Source organism: Dysgonomonas sp. GY617 (assembly GCF_015233815.1).
GTDB lineage: Bacteria > Bacteroidota > Bacteroidia > Bacteroidales > Dysgonomonadaceae > Dysgonomonas_A.
Window position 1 is genome coordinate 23,857 of sequence record NZ_JADCLR010000014.1, and the last position, 18,434, is coordinate 42,290.

The window sequence follows — 18,434 nt, forward strand, 5'->3', positions numbered from 1 at the left end:
CGTAAGACAGGATACATTTATCTAGGAAAGCTCATTGAGTCACAAATTTAAAGAAAATAAACGATTTTCGGACGAATCAAGAATGTTAAAACAAATCGATTTTCTATTATGAGGTAAACCAGAAATCATTTCATACCTTTGCAAACTCATAATTATAGGTTATGATATAAAGCTATGAACACGGATTTTTTAAAAACATTCAGGCCTCAAATTATTGATTCCTTAAAAGGCTACAATAAGGAGAAATTTATGGCCGACCTCATGGCCGGTCTCATTGTTGGAGTTGTCGCACTTCCCCTTGCTATTGCATTTGGTATCGCATCAGGGGTGAGTCCCGAAAAAGGACTTTACACGGCAATTATCGCAGGGTTTATAATCTCAGTTTTTGGTGGAAGCACAGTCCAGATCGGAGGTCCGACAGGTGCATTTATTGTTATAGTATATAATATTATAGAGCAATTCGGCTTTCAGGGGTTGGTTATTACAACAGTTATGTCTGGAGTAATTCTCATTCTGATGGGCATTGTAAAACTTGGTGTTGTTATAAAATATATACCCTACCCCATCATTGTTGGTTATATGAGTGGTATAGCTGTCACGATATTCTCCACTCAAATAAAAGACTTCTTAGGGCTTGACATAAAAAATATCCCTCCCGACTTTTTAGGCAAATGGCAACAATATATTCTCAATTTCAACACTCTCGATTTAGTAACTGTTGGTATTGGAGTCTCAAGTCTACTCATCATTATCTTTGCCCATAAGGTTTCGAAGAAAATCCCGGGATCGCTCATAGCCGTAGTTCTTATAACCGTAGTTGTGTACTTCCTGCGTTACTATCTAAATATCGATACTGTTCAAACCATCGGTGACCGTTTTAGCATAAATAGCGAATTACCTCATATGCAAGAAATCACCTTTAGCATAAAGGCAATCAATACGCTATTCCCTTATGCATTCACATTGGCAATTTTGGGATCAATAGAATCACTCATCTCAGCCAATGTTGCAGATGGCGTTACAGGCGAAAAGAACAATTCGAATATGGAACTGATAGCACAAGGAATCGCAAACATTGTAGCACCTCTATTCGGAGGGATACCTGCAACGGGAGCTTTAGCTCGTACTATGACTAACGTTAGCAATGGAGGACGAACCCCGATTGCAGGTATAGTTCATTCTGTATTTTTATTATTAGTTGTTATGTTCTTGGGGAGTTTAACCCAGCATATACCTATGGTTTGTTTAGCAGCAATACTCATTGTTGTTTCTTACAACATGAGTGAGTGGAGATCTTTCTTAGCTTTACTAAAAAACTCAAAGGCTGACGTTATTGTATTAGTTACAACATTTTTACTTACTGTAATATTCGACCTTACTATTGCTATCGAAATAGGCTTATTACTAGCTGTATTCCTATTTATGAAACGCATCATGGATGTTACTGAAATATCGGTTATTACAGACGAGTTAAACCCTTCGGACAAAGAAGGAGCATCTTCCGACGACAACCTCATCATTCCCAAAGGCGTTGAAGTATATGAAATAGACGGTCCATTCTTTTTTGGTATAGCAAATAAGTTTGAGGAAAGTATGCGGGTTATAGAAGATAAACCTCTGGTCAGAATCATACGTATGCGTAAAGTCCCTTTTATAGACTCTACGGGAATGCACAATCTGGAAAGTTTATGTAAAAAATCTCAGGACGAAGACATAAGAATGATACTTTCGGGGGTAAGACCAAACGTAAGGGCTGCACTCGAAAAATTTGGATTCTGTGAACTATTAGGCGAAAAGAATATATGCCCCAATATTAATCTGGCTATGGCAAAAGCTGAAAAAATCTTAAGAGAGCAAGCTATGGCAAACAAAACACCAATTGATTAAAGTGTCTCGTACTATTTACAACAGAAAAGACTAGCTGCAAAATAGATGGATTGTAAAAGTATTAAAATACAGCAATAAAATAATTTACACTACTTAAAATAAAGATATACTTGTATATTTAAAATAAACTATCTACTTTTGCAAGCCAAATTCGATCAGAAACAATAACGAATAATATAATATAGCAATGAAAAGAACTTTTCAACCCTCTAGAAGAAAGAGAATAAACAAACACGGATTCCGCTCGAGAATGGCTACAGCTAACGGTCGTAGAGTATTAGCTTCTCGTAGAGCAAAAGGCAGAGGCAAATTAACTGTATCTGACGAAGCTGCGAAATAATTGAATAGACTATTCGTTTAGTCTTCTGTATAAATGAAAGTAGGAATTAATTTTAATTCTTACTTTTGTCATTCATATAAGTACCATTACTTACCTAATTACGATAGATGAATTGGTTTGATATCTGCATAGTCATAGTGATAATATATTGTATCATAAAAGGATATAAAACAGGTTTAGTTAAGCAATTATCTACACTAGCAGGTCTTATAGTAGGAGCTGTTCTGTCTGGCAAACTCTCTATCTTAGTACTTCCATACATACAACACATCAAACAAATACCCGAGTACATGGCAGCCCCATTGTCATACGCCTTAACTTTTCTCATAATCATTACATCCTTCTACTTACTCGGAACTATGATGGAGGAAATACTCAAGACCGTAAAAATGGGTACATTAAATAAATTGGCAGGGATTGCATTATGCCTCACCAAATGGCTATTCGCTATAAGTATTGTTGTAAATCTCATAGTACAAGCCGATGAACATCATCAATTATTAGCACCTAAAATTCAGAATGGGTCTGCTACATATAAGTACATTCAACCCTTTGCACCTAAACTAGTTCCTTTTCTTAAATTTAGCCTCGATTAAGAAGTAAACACCTCTTTACTGCACTATCACATTAAAATAGTACAGCATTTACAGAATAAATAAACTTACAATAGACACCCTCTATTAGTTATTATTCAAATTAGCCCTCGTATTCCATTTAAAACCTTTACTTTTATATTTCAATTGAGATACACTCTTTATGAGCACAGCCAATACTTATAAATATAAATTAGGACTAGCCTTAAGTGGTGGTGGTGCAAAAGGTTTTGCACATCTGGGCGTACTTAAAGCCCTTGAGGAAAAAGGAATTTCACCTTCAATTATATCAGGAACAAGCGCCGGAGCTTTTGCCGGAGTATTATATGCCGATGGCAATAGTCCAGATGAAATACTTTCTTTTTTTCATAAAAAAGCTTTCAAAGAATTTGCTGAGCTTACTATTCCACATACAGGCATATTCAAGGCTGATCGATTCAGACAATTTCTGAAAACGCATCTAAAAGCCAGAACTTTTGAAGAGTTGAAAACACCTTTAAAAGTAGTGGCAACTGACATAGCCAATGGAACAAGTACCGTATTTGACAAAGGTCCACTTATTCCGGCAATCACCGCATCGTGCGCCTACCCTATTGTGTTTACTCCCGTAGAAATAGAAAAAGTACACTATGTAGATGGTGGTTTATTTAAAAACTTTCCGGTAACACCCATTCGCTTCGAATGCGAAAACATAATAGGTGTAAATGTAGCACCTCTAACTAAACTAAAATACAAAAACTCGCTGTTATATATTGCAGAGCGATCATTCCACTACATATCAGTATCTAATTCTCTGGCAGATCGAAAACTATGCGATCTATTAATAGAACCCGATAGATTATCATCTTATGCCATGTTCACTTTAGAACACACCAACGATATTTTCAATGTAGGCTATGAAGTTGCTATGCAGGAGTTAGAAAAAGAGAAAAACAAGGCGTTATACGAGAGTTTACTAGCCCCCTACTAACAAATAACTAGTCCAAACAATATCCGAAATAGTGTTAATGGCATAATTTATGCATTGATATTCATTTCCTAACAAATAGTTTTATAAATTTGCACTCGATAAATCTACAATTACAATAAAACAACTCATCAATGGAACAAATGGAACAGATACCATTCAAAATCTTCTCGGGAACCAACTCTCGTTACTTAGCTGAAAAAATCTGTAATAGTTTAGGTTGTCCACTCGGCAATATGAATATCGAACGCTTCGCTGACGGCGAGTTCTCAGTATCATACGAAGAGTCGATCCGAGGACGTCAGGTATTCCTGATTCAATCAACCTTCCCCTCTTCAGACAATCTGATGGAACTATTATTAATGGTGGATGCCGCCAAAAGAGCCTCAGCTCGTTCTATTGTTGCAGTAATTCCTTACTTTGGATGGGCAAGACAAGATCGTAAAGATAAGCCTCGCGTATCTATCGGAGCTAAACTTATAGCAGATATGCTAAGTGCAGCAGGAATCAACCGACTTATTACAATGGATTTACATGCCGATCAAATACAAGGTTTCTTTGATGTACCGGTAGACCATTTATATGCTTCTGCAATTTTCTCTGATCACATCAAAACATTAGATCGCGAGAATCTTGTAATAGCAACTCCTGACGTAGGTGGAACAAAGCGTGCCAGCTCATACGCTAAATATTTTGGTGTTCCTATGGTTATCGGTTACAAACTTCGCAAAAAAGCAAACGAAATATCTGAAATGCAAATCATTGGAGATGTAGAAGGAATGGATGTACTGCTTGTTGATGATATTGTTGACACTGCAGGTACCATTACTAAAGCTGCCAATTTGATGAAATCGCATGGTGCACGCTCGGTAAAAGCTATCGCTAGCCACGCGGTAATGTCTGACCCAGCATCGGAACGTGTAGACCAGTCAGCCCTATCTGAAATTATATTTACAGACAGTATTCCTTACTCTAAGAAATGCGAAAAAGTTACAATTCTTTCCGTAGCTGATGTTTTCGCAGATTCAATCAGAAGAGTATGCAACAACGAGTCTATCAGCTCTTTGTACGTTCTGTAAACCAACAAATATAATAAGATTGGGTTCGTAATTCTATTACTGAACCCAATCTTTATTTTTGAAAAAGCAAATAATGTTTTGCCATGTCAGCAAATAAGAATATTTTTGCTTGTTGGAAGGCTAAATAATAACGAATATATATTTAAACGATGAAGCTCCATCACGAAGGGCGCAGCGAACTAGCAATACTAATCTGCATACTATTGGTACTCAATGGTAGTTTGGTTTACTTTTTTGGAAAAAACTTATTCACCTTTTTAATATTAGGTGCATCTGTTACTTTTTTCTTTATCGTACTCAACTTTTACAGAAGCCCATACCGTCGCTTTACAGGTGATATGGTCAATTCTATTGTTGCTCCCGCCGATGGGAAAATTGTTGCCATAGAAGAGGTATTCGAGCCCGAATATTTTAAAGATAGCAGATTACAAGTATCCGTATTCATGTCTCCATTAAATGTGCATGCCAATTGGTATCCAATTAATGGTACTGTTATATTGAAGAAACATCATAACGGACGTTTTCAAGCTGCATACTTACCAAAGTCGAGCACAGAAAACGAACGCTCTACTGTTGTTATTAGACGCGAAGATGGTGTAGAAATACTTATGCGTCAAATAGCAGGTGCTATGGCTAAACGAATTGTAACATATCCTGACGAAGGCTATGAAGCACATATTGATGAGCACATGGGTTTCATTAAATTAGGATCACGTGTTGATTTATTTCTACCACTTGACACTAAAATAAATGTAACTCTGGATCAAAAAGTTACAGGTAATCAAACAGTAATAGGCGAATTACCTCTACAAAACAACGCATGAAAAAACATATCCCCAATTTACTTACATCAATGAATGTCCTTTCGGGCTGCATAGCATGCGTTATGGCATTCAATGGTAATTATCTATGGGTTGTTATATGGGTTATAATTGCTGCGATATTTGATTTTTTTGATGGGTTTGCAGCTAGAATCCTTAAGGCTTATTCGCCAATCGGCAAAGAATTAGATTCTTTAGCTGATATGGTTAGCTTTGGAGTAGCACCAGCCCTTGTTGTATTCAGATTTCTATCAGATTCACCTGTACTCGCTACTCTTGATTGCTCAATTGCCGAATATATACCATTTATCAGTTTTCTTTTGGTTATATTTTCAGCACTCCGATTGGCAAAATTCAATATAGATGAGCGCCAATCTACATCATTCATTGGATTACCAACTCCGGCTAATGCTCTTTTCTGGATTAGTTTCTGCTATGGAATTAGTGTAAGAGACGAGTTTACTCAAACAATAAGTTTCTATCCGATAATAGCTCTTGTTATTATATTTTCCCTTCTACTAACGGCAGAAATTCCGATGTTCTCTTTAAAAATTAAGAGCCTGAAGCTAAGAGGAAACGAGCTACGATACGTTCTAGCTCTTTTTATGATAATAGCCATTTCCTTCTGGGGAGTATTGGGTATTTCGGCAGGGATAATACTTTACATAATACTATCTGCAACAACTTCTAAATTCTTAAAGCAACCTTAAGACCTCAGACCTCTTTATCTCTTTGATGAGCATAAGAAGGACAATTTGCTACAAACAGAGGCTATATTACTAAAGAGTTGAAATTACTTAGAATTAGTAATAGGTCGTTAAATATTCCAAAAAGCTTTTTATTGAATCGGTATTCATTGTATATTTACATTCATAGATTAAAAAAAGGTCATAAGCCTTTTATTGCTTTGCTAAACAATAACCGAAAAAGAAGGTTATAATATTAAAATAGAGCAATAAACATTTAATGTAAACTTAGTAAAATACTAAATGGGAAGTTTCTTTTTATTTATATTAGTAGTATTCTTTGCAATCATAGGCTTGATCGGAGCTTTTGTATTGAGATTTGTGCGTTTGTTTATCAAGCAAACAAGCGGTTTCAATAACAGCAGATCAGCTCATAATAATAGATACGACGATCAGCAAGATCAACCATCACATACAGAGAATAATCATCAAAAAGTATTTAGCAAAGAAGAAGGCGAATACATTGATTACGAAGAAGTAAAATAAGCAGAAGTTAATACTTATTGCTTATTTTTATTATGTCCAAATTGCTCTTTAAGCAGATCTCTCAATTCAGCTACACCTTCCGATGCACCCTTACGTATAAAATGCACTCTACCTTGAGAAACCGAAACATCATTCGGGTCTATTACATAAATAGGAGTTTCGGCATATACATAATTAATAAGTCCTGCTGCAGGATACACATTCAAAGAAGTTCCTATAACAACCAAAGCATCTGCTCTTCTTACAATCTCCTCAGCTTCGGTCATTAATGGCACAGCCTCTCCAAACCAAACTATATACGGACGAAGTGGAGACCCATCATCACACTTATCATCTACACTTATATCGGGATTATCGGGATCTAAAGGATAAACCTTATAAGGATTTATTGAAGATCTGGCTTTCATCAATTCGCCATGTAAATGAATAACACTAGAGCTTCCCGCTTTTTCATGCAAATTATCTACATTCTGGGTTATAATCTGCACATTGTACTCTTGTTCCATTTCAGCCAACCCTATATGCCCTCTATTAGGTTTAGCTAATAAAGACTCCCTCCTTCTTTTATTATAAAAATCTAAAACTAATTGAGGATTTCTTTGGAAACCCTCGGGTGTAGCCACATCTTCTACACGATGTTGTGCCCATAATCCACCTGAGTCTCTAAAGGTTGCAATTCCACTTTCGGCACTCATTCCTGCCCCTGTTAAAACAACAATATTTTTCACTTCAAATATTTTTTATAAGATTTAACAAATAAATCACGAAGATCTTTGATTTTCAAGCATGAAAGTTAGATAAAATATCGCTAAAAGAGTTATTTTTGCAAGATTATAAAATCAGAAATCAACGTAGGGTATAAAAAGGAAAATCCCGAATAATAGAAAAACAATGGATAAAATAAGCTACGCTTTAGGACTTAGTATTGGAAACAATTTTTTAAGCTCAGGTATCAAAAAAATCGACATCGAAGTATTTGCTAAAGCACTTGCAGATGTATTAAACGATAATCAACCATCTATGAGCTACGACGAAGCTAAGAGCGTTATTAATGACTACTTTACAAATCTACAAGCAGAAAAACTTGACATCAACGAAAAAGCTGGTCAAGAATTCTTAGAAATCAATAAAAAACGTCCGGGTGTAGTAACTCTTCCTAGCGGATTACAATACGAAATCATCACCAAAGGAGAAGGTAAATTACCACAAGCTACCGATCAGGTAAAATGTCACTACCATGGTACACTTATCGATGGTACTGTATTTGACAGTAGCGTACAACGTGGCACACCTGCTACTTTTGGTGTAAATCAAGTAATCAAAGGTTGGGTAGAAGCTCTTCAATTAATGCCCGTAGGTTCAAAATGGAAATTGTTTATACCTGCTGATCTTGCTTATGGCAAAGCTGGAGCTGGACAATCTATCGAACCTAACTCTGCATTAGTATTCGAAGTAGAAGTATTGGATATTGTATAATAATTAAATCATAATTAATTTTTCAAATGAAAAAATTTCAAATCCTTGCACTTAGTGCAATTGCTGCTATTGGTACAATGGCTGTTTCTTGTCAAGGAGGCGCCGGCACTCCTAATGCAACCTTAAAGACTGAGGTTGATTCTCTTTCTTATGCTTATGGAGTACAACTATCAGAAGGTGGACTAAATCAGTATCTATCACAACTAGGCGTGATCCAAGACACTGCTATGTTCAAAGCAGTAGAAGGACAACGTATTGCTGCAGAAGCAGATCCTGCAAAAAAAGCTCAACTTGAAAAAGCTCTAGTTTCAAAAATAGATTCTTTAAACAAAGCTAACTCTAAGAACCTAGTTCAATTCATCAAAGGATTAAGCGAAAGCTTCAACAGCAATAGCAAAGATCAAGATGCATATTTTAGCGGTCTTCAAATCGGAAGCCAACTAAAACAAATGACTGAAGGTTTCCAAAATCAAGTATTAGATTCAGCACAAGTTAATAAATCAGCTCTACTTGCAGGTTTACTTAACTCTCTGAAACATGAAAAACTTGCTATTGAAAATGCAACTGAAATAGTTCAAGGTAAAATGATGGCTTCTCAAGCTAAAGCTCAGGCTAAACAAGAAGAAGAACTTAAGAAACAAAACGGTCCTCAAATCGAAGCGGCTAATAAATTTCTAGAAGAAAACAAAGCTAAAGATGGCGTTGTAGCACTTCCTAGTGGTCTTCAATACAAAGTAGTAAAACAAGGTACAGGTGCAATACCAACTGCTAGCGATAGAGTTAAGGTATTCTACAAAGGATCATTGATTGATGGTACTGTGTTTGAAACTAACGAAGGTAAAGATCCTGTTGTATTTGGCGTTGGTCAAGTAATCAAAGGATGGACAGAAGCTCTTCAATTGATGCCTGCAGGTTCAAAATGGACTTTATACATCCCTTACGACCTAGCATACGGTGCACAACAAGCTGGTTCTATCGCTCCATTCTCAACTCTTATCTTTGATATTGAATTAGTGAGCATCGAAAAATAATTTTTCGAAAACTTCATAAAAAAAGAGACTGATATATATCAGTCTCTTTTTTTATTATAGATCAATCTCTTCTTTAAAATTTAATCCCCAACTTTATCATCGGTTGTGAGATAAACGAGAAAGTATGATTATCAGAAGACAAATTACCTAATCCTGCTTGAGGGCGTTCTTTATAAACTGTGTATTGGTAAGCCACGGGACGTACATCCACACCTACAAACAACAATTTATCAAAGAAATAGTCGAACCCGCATACTGGAGCTATGCGAAAACCATACGCTTCGGCAATAGAAGCTCCCATATACTCTTGGCTGTCAGCCTTAGCTGTCACTTTACCATAAGCAAAACCTACTTCTCCTCCAAAGCGGATGAACAAACGATCACTCCTAGATGCATAATAACGATCGGCACCTAATCCAATAGCATACTGAATATTATCGCTATTCGGTACAGCTTTGTAAGTTGGTATTGAACTCGGTTCTGTCCCCCCAGTCCCTACAACCTCGCTATACCCTGGATTATTACTATAAGTAAATCCTCCTGTAAGCTTTAATGCCCAATCATCTGAAACAAACAATTTTGCTTCAATATCTAAAATTGGCTTTTTATCAAACCAAGCAGACATGGGAGCAGAAAGAGTATATTCAGATAGATTTGGTTTTGGCGCAGACATCCCAATATAAGAACCTACTCCAAAATTGACTGAAAGCATAACATCTCCTTTTTCGGGTGCATAACTAGCTACATCTTCCTGAGCAGATAACACACTCCCAAACCCGATAAATAAAAACACAATAGAACTAAATATTTTTTTCATTATTTCTCTGTTTTTATTTATTTCATACGTACATCAATAATCGCTTTGGCATCACTAGCCTGCTTTTCAGCAATTGGAAGCAATGTTTTTAGAGTAGCAATTTCAGCATCTGCATTTTTGATTTTTTGATCAAGTTCAGCAAGAGCACGTTTATTCAACTCTTTCGCATTGGTAATATCTCTCTTATACTGAGCTAAACTAGCTTCATTATTAACAACATTAGCTTCAAGTTCTTTTATTCTCGCTTTCACTTGCTCTAATGAACTTGTCCAAATACTATTACCTCCAGGATATATCAGATCTCCACTATAATATATAGTAGTTAACTCCTGAATATAAGCTGACATACTATACACTTCATTTCGATTGTTTACATGTGCGGTATAAGCTGCATTATAGATCTTTTCGGCAGCAATATAAGCCTCTGCTAATTTTGTAGCTTTGTTTGCATCTCCACCGTAAGCCGCTTTCTGGTTATTAGCCTTGGTCAATGAATTTTGAGTCGAATTCAATGAATACTGCAAATCCGAAATATTGTATTCTAAATTACTGATCATGCTTTGATTAGAAGAATAAGCGCTTGACGCGTTATTATAAGTATTATATGCTGCTTGATACTTATCGTAAGCAGCATTCATTTTATTATAATTAGCAGTAGACCAATCGTTATAGTATGCACTTCTGGCTTCATCATACAAAGCATAAAGTTTGTCTTTTTCGGCCTCTGTGCTCTTGAGAGTAGTATATAATGTTGCCGTTTTCGCTCTGTATTTAGCTACATCTGCATTTTTCTGCTCTATCTGTGTTTTATAAGCAGCAATATTTTTTGTGGTCTCGGTTATAGTTGCATTTATTTCTTCTATCGAATAATAAGTCATATTATAAGGCATCGAATTCCAAGTGCTACTCTTACCTACTAAATCTTGAAAATCGACAAGATCTTTCCTTGCTCCATTTGCAAATTTGGCTTGAGCAGCATTATACTCCTTATATAGTGTAGCCTGCTTAATCAAAAGAGCATCGTATTCTTTGGTCTTTTCAGCTATCTCTTTTTCAAGTTTCGCAGCATCAACATTCGTTAATATCTGATTCCATGAAGCTATTCGTTTCTTATCATTTGCTATTTTAGATTCCAGATTTACAATCCAATCATTATATAGACGAATACTTGCTTCTGTGTTTGCTTCTGTTGTTATCTTCAGATCTGCCAATACTGCTTTATCATAGGCTAAGTTTAATTCTGCCTGAGCCAATGTCTTTTTAAGTAAATTTACTTCTCCGATGTAAACCTTATAATCATTTACAGCTTTATTAAGAACTTCATCCTGTTGATTTTTAGCTTTATCCAATTCAGCCTTAAGCTTCAACATTTCAATCTCAGCTACAATCTGAACCTGTTCAAGTTTATACTTATACTCTTCAAGTTCATACTTAACTTTTGCTTGAAGGCTTTTCAGTTCTTCAGCTGCAATCAATTGATCCGATTCAGCTTTCTTCTTCTCTCCTTCAGTTTGCGCAATTGCTAAAGCAGCATTAGCCTCATTTAGTTTAGTCTGGCTTTTCACCTGCTCTACTTGAGCCTCCATTAATAAGACCTCAACAGCCCCCTTTATCTTATCAGCTTCTAGCTGAGCTTTCAATAATTCAGCCTGAGCCTTTAGCTGATTTGCATAAGCCTCTCTAACTTCCTTTACACTTGACGATTCGTTATCATCTACGCATGACGTAAACGCAAAGGAACCTCCTAGCACCATCAGTGCCGAAACATAAATCTTAATTTTTTTCATTGAGTTTTGTTGTTATTAGTAGTGAATAGTATATAATCAGTTATTAATTAGTATGTGATAAATTATTAATGTTTCGGAAATAAGGCTCAATTATCAAACGACAATTTTAACTATTTTATTAAAAAACCTTATCCAAGGTTAATTTGTGTGCGAAAATATACTTTTAAATTAACAATGCGAAATTTACCAAGCACAATATCAAGAAATAAATGAGCAAAAAAAGATATAGTTTAGTTTAAATGACCCTATCTTACATTTTACAATGCGATAAAGCCGTATTATTTTAATAATATGCTAGCAAAAGAGCCATTTTTTCTCCTAAAAAAATACGTAGCTAAAAAAATACTACTATATTTGACACATAAATAGAATAAAAAGAAAGAATATGGAAAAGATTGATAAACTTGACAAAAAGATTCTCGAAATTATTTCGCAGAATGCAAGGATTCCATTCAAAGATGTTGCCCTAGAATGTGGTGTATCCAGAGCAGCTATACATCAACGTGTACAGCGAATGATCGAAATGAAAGTAATCGTAGGATCAGGATATATTATCAACCCTAAAGTTTTAGGCTATAATACATGTACATATATCGGCGTAAAATTAGAAAAAGGATCGATGTATAAAACTGTAATACCTGAACTTGATAAGATACCTGAGGTAGTAGAGTCTCACTTTACAACAGGACCTTATACTATTTTGGTTAAATTATATGCTAAGGATAACGAACATTTAATGGAGCTCTTGAATAATAAAATACAGGAGATACCCGGTGTTGTTGCAACCGAAACAATGATTTCTTTGAGTCAAGGAGTAAAACGCCAGATTCCGATCACAAAGCCTGAGTAACATACACATATACACTCAGATAAAACAAAAAGGATAGTCTATTCTAATAGATTATCCTTTTCGTTTACTAAAAAATACAAAAGCTATAACTTACATGTCTTTTTTTTAATACTTTTGCAGTTCAGAACATGAGATTTTAGAGATACGATGGGAAAAGATAAAGGAACAAATAGTTTTCTAAAAAAAGTAATTAGTAATACATACGTAAAGAACATAGTAGCAATGATTGTCATTGCAATTGTTCTTATCGGAATTACGCTTTTTTTTGTCAATAAATACACTCGCCACGATCAGGCAATAGAAGTTCCTGATTTGAAAGGACTACAAATTGAAGATGCAGCGGCTATGATTGCTGCGAAAAACTTAAGATACGAAATAGTAGACTCTCTTTTTCAAAAAGACGGTGTACCCGGAGCTATTCTAGAACAAATCCCAAGTGGAAAATCCAGTGTAAAACACGGGCGTACAATATACCTCACAATACAAGCTAAAAACGAACCTTTGGTAGCAATTCCCGATCTGGAAGACGCTTCTTTAAGACAGGCAGAAACACTGCTTAATGCATTAGGAATTTATCAAATTAATATAGTTTCTGTTCCATCCGAATTTCAAGATTTAGTTTATGGTGTTGAATACAAAGGTACTCCGCTTAAAGGTGGGCAAAAAATACCAAAGGGCTCAACCGTAACCTTGAAAGTAGGAAATGGCAATGGAAGCGACACTTCTCTAGACAGTTTACACATTGAAGGAAGTGAAACATCCACCGAATGACCAATCAGCTTGAAGATATAGAAGATCTTATAGAAGGAGATCCAGAACAAGACTCGTCCGAATTATTTGAACATTATCGGTTTGTAGCCGACAAAGGACAGGGACTGTTGCGTGTTGACAAATTTATAACAACACGTATAGACGGAATATCGCGTAATAGAATACAAAATGCAGCAGATGTAAATTGTATTTTAGTAAACGGGACACCCGTAAAATCAAACTACAAAGTGAAACCTAACGATGTCGTAACAATAGTTATGGATCGTCCTCGTCGCGAGATTGAAATAATCCCCGAGGACTTACCGATTGACATTGTATATGAGGATGAAGATTTGATGGTGATTAATAAACAAGCAGGATTAGTTGTACACCCAGGTCACGGTAACTATACCGGAACGTTGGTGAATGCAATTGCTTTTCACTTACAAAACACTCCCGAATATGATGCTAAAGATCCTCGTTTAGGATTAGTGCATCGTATAGACAAAGACACCTCTGGTTTATTAGTAATTGCTAAAAATCCGGCGGCTAAAACTCACTTATCAAAACAATTCTTTGACAAAAGCACTAAACGCGAATATATCGCATTAGTTTGGGGCGCAATAGAACAAGACTCTGGTCGCATTGAAGGCAATATAGGACGAAATGTGAGAGACAGACTACAAATGACTGTTTTTGAAGATCCCGAACTAGGAAAGCCTGCAGTTACCAACTACGAAGTATTAGAACGATTAGGCTATGTAACACTAGTTAAATGTCGTCTCGAAACAGGTCGTACCCATCAAATACGTGTCCATATGAAACATATAGGACATACGTTATTCAACGATGAGCGATATGGGGGCAATATTATATTAAAAGGTACTGCTTTTACAAAATACAAGCAATTTGTTCAAAACTGCTTCAATTTGTGTCCACGTCAGGCACTCCATGCTAAATCATTGGGCTTCATCCATCCTCGTACAGGAGAAGAAATGTTATTTGAATCTTCTCTACCTGAAGATATGACTCTTATGATTGATAAATGGAGAGGCTACATTTCGAATAGAGACTTTTAACTTTAACAATAATATATCTGAGAATATTAAATACTTGCCATGAAGAAAAATGTTGCAATTATATGGGGAGGATATTCTTCTGAGATTGTAGTCTCGGAAAAAAGCATGAACGGAATATATTCGTTCCTAGACAAAGATCGATATAATGTCTATAAAATAAAAATAGACAAAAAAGGATGGACTGCAAATATTGAGGATAAAGAATATAATGTTGATAAAAACGACTTCAGCATTGCTTTCGATTCAGAAAAAATAAAAATTGATTTCGCCTATATAACTATCCATGGTACTCCAGGAGAGGATGGACGTCTGCAAGGTTATTTTGACATGCTAGACATCCCCTATTCTTCTTGTGACTGGATGACTTCGGCCATTACATTCAATAAATTTGTATGCAATAATTTCTTGAAGAATTTCGGATTCAACGTTGCAAAATCAGTATACTTAAGAAGGGAAACTAAGTATAATATCGAGAGTATTGCTGAAAGCCTTAAATTCCCGGTATTTATAAAACCAAATACAGGAGGATCGAGTTTTGCTACAACTAAAGTAAAATCGATCGATAAAATGCAAGAAGCTATAGATTTTGCTTTTGGCGAAGCCTCTGATGTTATTATTGAAAGCTTTATAAGCGGAAGAGAAGTGACTTGTGGCTGTTACAAAACAAAAGAACACGAAGTTATATTTCCTATAACCGAAGTAATTACAGAGAATGAGTTCTTCGATTATAATGCTAAATATATGGGAGAGGTTCAAGAAATAACTCCAGCCGATCTATCTCCAGAAATGACATTGAATATACAACAGCTCACATCTAAAGTATATGATCTGGTAGGAGCGAAAGGAATAATAAGAGCAGATTTTATAATTTCAGAAAACACCCCCTATTTTTTAGAGGTGAATACAACACCGGGCATGACCACCACAAGCTTTCTTCCACAGCAGGTTAAAGCTGCCGGTTTGAGCATGACAGATGTTTTAAGTGAAATAATTGAATGTGAATTTCAAAAAACACAAAAGAGTTTATGATGAGCGATAATAAATTCGTTGATATAGCCCCTTTAGAAGACAAGGACGTAAAGAAAGCTATCCAAGAATTACTAGTAGATCCGGGGTTTATGTATGCTGTTAAGTATATACTTCCGGATATAAATTGGGATGAGTTTTCATCTGAGATGTTGAAATACAATACAAAATTCGATTTTCAATCAAAAATGATCGCCCCTACTGTATGGGCATTAGCAAATAAAACATCATCTGGTGTGACTAGTTCCGGATGGGAAAAACTAGGAGACAAAGCACGCCTTATCATATCAAACCATCGAGACATAATTCTGGATGCAGGGATACTTAATATCCTCCGCAATGAGAAGGGGATGGAAACAACAGAAATTGCCATCGGTGACAATTTACTAATCCACCCTTGGATCGAGAAATTAGTTCGTCTCAACAAAAGCTTCCTTGTAAGACGTGGTGTATCCGTTAGACAAATGCTTGAAGTATCAATCCATATGTCGGAATATATTCATTACGTTATCAATGAAAAGAAGGAGTCTGTTTGGCTTGCTCAAAGAGAAGGACGTGCAAAAGATTCTAATGATAAAACTCAGGAAAGTGTATTGAAAATGCTTGCATTATCTGCACCATCAGGAGGATTTGTTGAAAGAATTAAAAGCCTAAACATATTACCTCTGTCTATTTCATACGAATATGACCCTTGTGATTATCTTAAGGCTATGGAATTTCAGCTTAAAAGAGATAATCCCGAATACAAAAAAGCTCAAATAGATGATCTTCGAAATATGGAAATCGGATTACTTGGCTTTAAGGGAAAAATTCACTTCCGTTTTGGTGATGAGATCAATGATAAGCTAGGTTCAATAGAGTCATTAGATAAAAAAGAACGTACATCGGCAGTAGCTCGAATTATTGATCGCGAAATTCATTTGAATTATGAATTTTATCCATGCAATTACATTGCTCACGATCTATTAGAAAGCTCTAATAAATACAAAGAACATTACACCGACCAACAGGTAAATGATTTCAAGGAGTATATGTCAAAACAGATTGATAAGATAAAACTCGAAAATAAAGATATTCCTTTCCTTAGGAATAAGATATTGGAGATGTACTCAAATACGCTAAAAAACTATCTAAAAGCAAAGGAAGAATAATTATTCTTCCTTTTTCTTTTTTATTGTTAAACTACCACTGCACTATTATATTTTTCATAAATTTGCAAGAATACAAAAGACTTATTTTGTTGTCTGTATAGCTAGTGCAGTAAAATTCACACAAACTTCTTTCAACAACAAGCTCATAAATAAGCAGGAATTCATTATTATAAAATAAGTAAACACTATGACCAGACTAAAAAGCATAACAATCTGTTTAGTATTCTTCTTGACCTTGTTATCTGGCAACATCTTTGCACAAGTATTAGTTCAGAATGATAAATTTACTTATGCCCCCCTATTCAACAATCAAGTAGTATTGGTAAGAGAGATCCCTCTAAATAATAATGACATTGAAAAAAGTTTTCACAGGGTAAAAGAATGGGGTAAAGAAAGATATGCCTCTTCTCCTCTTATATCAAATATAAGATACGATAACACTAATAAAGAGATTATTATAAAATCAAGAATAGAACTTCTTCTTCCTGAAAATAATGAAAAAATAAGAGAGAAAGTGGTTATGACTTACCACCTCAATACATTTATATTTAATGATAAATGTGTATTTGAAGTAAAAGGTATTACTTACAAACTACATAATGTAAAGAAAAGTGTAAAAGCCGAAGAGATTATTACACCATCGGCATTAGAAACTGCAGGACCACAGCAAGAACTAAGAGTAAATATTCAAAGAAGCACACTTTTCTTCCTTAACGAATTAGCCGACAGTTTAGCTGATGCACTAAATGCACCGGATAGTCTTTAAGGTATCAGACCTTTTTATTACTTTGGCAAGTAAAATAGCTGTAGTTTATTACAACCATATATAGAGCATTAAAAAGCTGACATTACTCAAAATCAAGACTAAGTTGTTTGTTTTTCAGATTAAACGTCAAACGATGATAAGGCGTTATCCCATGTTCTTCAATCGCCAGCCTATGCTTCATAGTGGGGTATCCTTTATTCTGATTCCACCCATACTGAGGGTATTCTTCATTTAATTTCATCATAAAGTCATCTCTGTAAGTTTTTGCTAATACAGAGGCTGCTGCAATAGCTAAAAATTTACCATCACCTTTTACAATACAAGTATGAGGTATATCTTCATACTTCTTAAACCGATTTCCATCAATGAGTAAATGTTCGGGGGCAATTGCTAAATCAGACACAGCTCTATGCATTGCCAAGAAAGATGCATTCAAAATATTTATCTCATCAATCTCTGAATGCGAGACAATTCCAACAGCCCATGCCAAAGCTTGCTCCTCAATAATCGTTCTTAGACTATACCTTGTTTTTTCTTTTAGTTGTTTCGAATCATTCAATAATTCACAACTAAAATCGGGTGGCAAAATTACTGCTGCTGCAAACACAGGACCGGCCAAACATCCGCGTCCGGCTTCATCACAACCAGCCTCTACAACATTAGGATTTAAGAATAACTGAAGCATTTTAAGTCTATTGAAATGTAAGATTTGCTAGCTTCATAAAGAAGCAATAAAATTGACAGAAACTATATTAGAGCATATAATACTAAAATATGAATTA

20 protein-coding genes are annotated in these 18,434 nt (G+C 35.4%); 16 read left to right on the forward strand and 4 right to left on the reverse strand.

All coding sequences use genetic code 11. The features are described from left to right. Window positions 1-174 precede the first annotated feature (174 nt). The 8 genes from IR022_RS08830 (at window position 175) to IR022_RS08865 (ending at window position 6,919) form a co-directional block, all read left to right on the forward strand. Entirely contained in the window at window positions 175-1,887 is a 1,713-nt protein-coding gene (locus IR022_RS08830) for a SulP family inorganic anion transporter (RefSeq protein WP_050709735.1), read from the forward strand. A gap of 187 nt (window positions 1,888-2,074) precedes the next feature. Further along, window positions 2,075-2,227: a 50S ribosomal protein L34 gene (gene rpmH / locus IR022_RS08835; RefSeq protein ID WP_050709734.1), complete on the forward strand. Its 153-nt coding sequence runs from the start codon at window positions 2,075-2,077 to the stop codon at window positions 2,225-2,227. Window positions 2,228-2,334: 107 nt separating this feature from the next. Then, window positions 2,335-2,823, forward strand: a complete 489-nt coding sequence (locus tag IR022_RS08840; RefSeq protein WP_050709733.1) for a CvpA family protein — start codon at window positions 2,335-2,337, stop codon at window positions 2,821-2,823. A gap of 160 nt (window positions 2,824-2,983) precedes the next feature. Then, window positions 2,984-3,790, forward strand: a complete 807-nt coding sequence (locus IR022_RS08845) for a patatin-like phospholipase family protein (RefSeq protein ID WP_194203458.1) — start codon at window positions 2,984-2,986, stop codon at window positions 3,788-3,790. 140 nt (window positions 3,791-3,930) lie between these two features. Next, the gene (locus IR022_RS08850; RefSeq protein ID WP_050709745.1) at window positions 3,931-4,866 is read left to right on the forward strand and encodes a ribose-phosphate pyrophosphokinase; all 936 of its coding nucleotides are present in this window, start codon (window positions 3,931-3,933) and stop codon (window positions 4,864-4,866) included. 149 nt (window positions 4,867-5,015) lie between these two features. Next, entirely contained in the window at window positions 5,016-5,690 is a 675-nt protein-coding gene (locus IR022_RS08855) for a phosphatidylserine decarboxylase family protein (protein WP_050709731.1), read from the forward strand. Further along, the gene (locus IR022_RS08860) at window positions 5,687-6,397 is read left to right on the forward strand and encodes a CDP-alcohol phosphatidyltransferase family protein (RefSeq protein WP_050709730.1); all 711 of its coding nucleotides are present in this window, start codon (window positions 5,687-5,689) and stop codon (window positions 6,395-6,397) included. The genes IR022_RS08855 and IR022_RS08860 overlap by 4 nt, the downstream gene beginning before the upstream one ends. Window positions 6,398-6,676: 279 nt before the next feature. After that, entirely contained in the window at window positions 6,677-6,919 is a 243-nt protein-coding gene (locus IR022_RS08865; RefSeq protein WP_194203459.1) for a DUF4834 family protein, read from the forward strand. A gap of 14 nt (window positions 6,920-6,933) precedes the next feature. Here the strand turns inward: IR022_RS08865 and IR022_RS08870 are convergent, their stop codons facing one another. Continuing rightward, the gene (locus IR022_RS08870) at window positions 6,934-7,647 is read right to left on the reverse strand and encodes an SIR2 family NAD-dependent protein deacylase (RefSeq protein ID WP_194203460.1); all 714 of its coding nucleotides are present in this window, start codon (window positions 7,645-7,647) and stop codon (window positions 6,934-6,936) included. 163 nt (window positions 7,648-7,810) lie between these two features. Here IR022_RS08870 and IR022_RS08875 point away from each other — a divergent pair, with 163 nt between their 5' ends. Then, entirely contained in the window at window positions 7,811-8,395 is a 585-nt protein-coding gene (locus tag IR022_RS08875) for an FKBP-type peptidyl-prolyl cis-trans isomerase (protein ID WP_194203461.1), read from the forward strand. A 26-nt stretch (window positions 8,396-8,421) separates the two neighbouring features. Further along, complete coding sequence (locus IR022_RS08880) at window positions 8,422-9,426, forward strand: FKBP-type peptidyl-prolyl cis-trans isomerase (RefSeq protein ID WP_050709726.1); 1,005 nt, start codon at window positions 8,422-8,424, stop codon at window positions 9,424-9,426. A 73-nt stretch (window positions 9,427-9,499) separates the two neighbouring features. Here the strand turns inward: IR022_RS08880 and IR022_RS08885 are convergent, their stop codons facing one another. Both IR022_RS08885 and IR022_RS08890 read right to left on the reverse strand, forming a co-directional pair. Next, window positions 9,500-10,243, reverse strand: coding sequence for a BT1926 family outer membrane beta-barrel protein (locus IR022_RS08885; RefSeq protein ID WP_194203462.1), 744 nt, complete (start codon window positions 10,241-10,243; stop codon window positions 9,500-9,502). Between the two features lie 17 nt (window positions 10,244-10,260). Next, complete coding sequence (locus IR022_RS08890; RefSeq protein ID WP_194203463.1) at window positions 10,261-12,030, reverse strand: hypothetical protein; 1,770 nt, start codon at window positions 12,028-12,030, stop codon at window positions 10,261-10,263. A 385-nt stretch (window positions 12,031-12,415) separates the two neighbouring features. Here IR022_RS08890 and IR022_RS08895 point away from each other — a divergent pair, with 385 nt between their 5' ends. From IR022_RS08895 to IR022_RS08920, 6 genes are all read left to right on the forward strand, one after another. Beyond that, window positions 12,416-12,880, forward strand: a complete 465-nt coding sequence (locus IR022_RS08895; protein ID WP_050709723.1) for an Lrp/AsnC family transcriptional regulator — start codon at window positions 12,416-12,418, stop codon at window positions 12,878-12,880. 147 nt (window positions 12,881-13,027) lie between these two features. Further along, window positions 13,028-13,651, forward strand: coding sequence for a PASTA domain-containing protein (locus IR022_RS08900; protein ID WP_194203464.1), 624 nt, complete (start codon window positions 13,028-13,030; stop codon window positions 13,649-13,651). Continuing rightward, window positions 13,648-14,709, forward strand: a complete 1,062-nt coding sequence (locus IR022_RS08905; protein WP_050709721.1) for an RluA family pseudouridine synthase — start codon at window positions 13,648-13,650, stop codon at window positions 14,707-14,709. The genes IR022_RS08900 and IR022_RS08905 overlap by 4 nt, the downstream gene beginning before the upstream one ends. 39 nt (window positions 14,710-14,748) lie before the next feature. Then, window positions 14,749-15,738: a D-alanine--D-alanine ligase gene (locus IR022_RS08910; protein ID WP_194203465.1), complete on the forward strand. Its 990-nt coding sequence runs from the start codon at window positions 14,749-14,751 to the stop codon at window positions 15,736-15,738. Further along, window positions 15,738-16,886 (forward strand): hypothetical protein, encoded by a 1,149-nt coding sequence (locus IR022_RS08915; RefSeq protein WP_194203568.1) that lies wholly within the window; start codon window positions 15,738-15,740, stop codon window positions 16,884-16,886. The genes IR022_RS08910 and IR022_RS08915 overlap by 1 nt, the downstream gene beginning before the upstream one ends. A 187-nt stretch (window positions 16,887-17,073) precedes the next feature. Beyond that, the gene (locus IR022_RS08920; RefSeq protein WP_194203466.1) at window positions 17,074-17,652 is read left to right on the forward strand and encodes a DUF4468 domain-containing protein; all 579 of its coding nucleotides are present in this window, start codon (window positions 17,074-17,076) and stop codon (window positions 17,650-17,652) included. A gap of 82 nt (window positions 17,653-17,734) precedes the next feature. Here the strand turns inward: IR022_RS08920 and IR022_RS08925 are convergent, their stop codons facing one another. Beyond that, on the reverse strand, window positions 17,735-18,337 hold the full coding sequence (locus IR022_RS08925; RefSeq protein WP_194203467.1) for a ribonuclease HII: 603 nt from the start codon (window positions 18,335-18,337) through the stop codon (window positions 17,735-17,737). Window positions 18,338-18,434 lie beyond the last annotated feature (97 nt).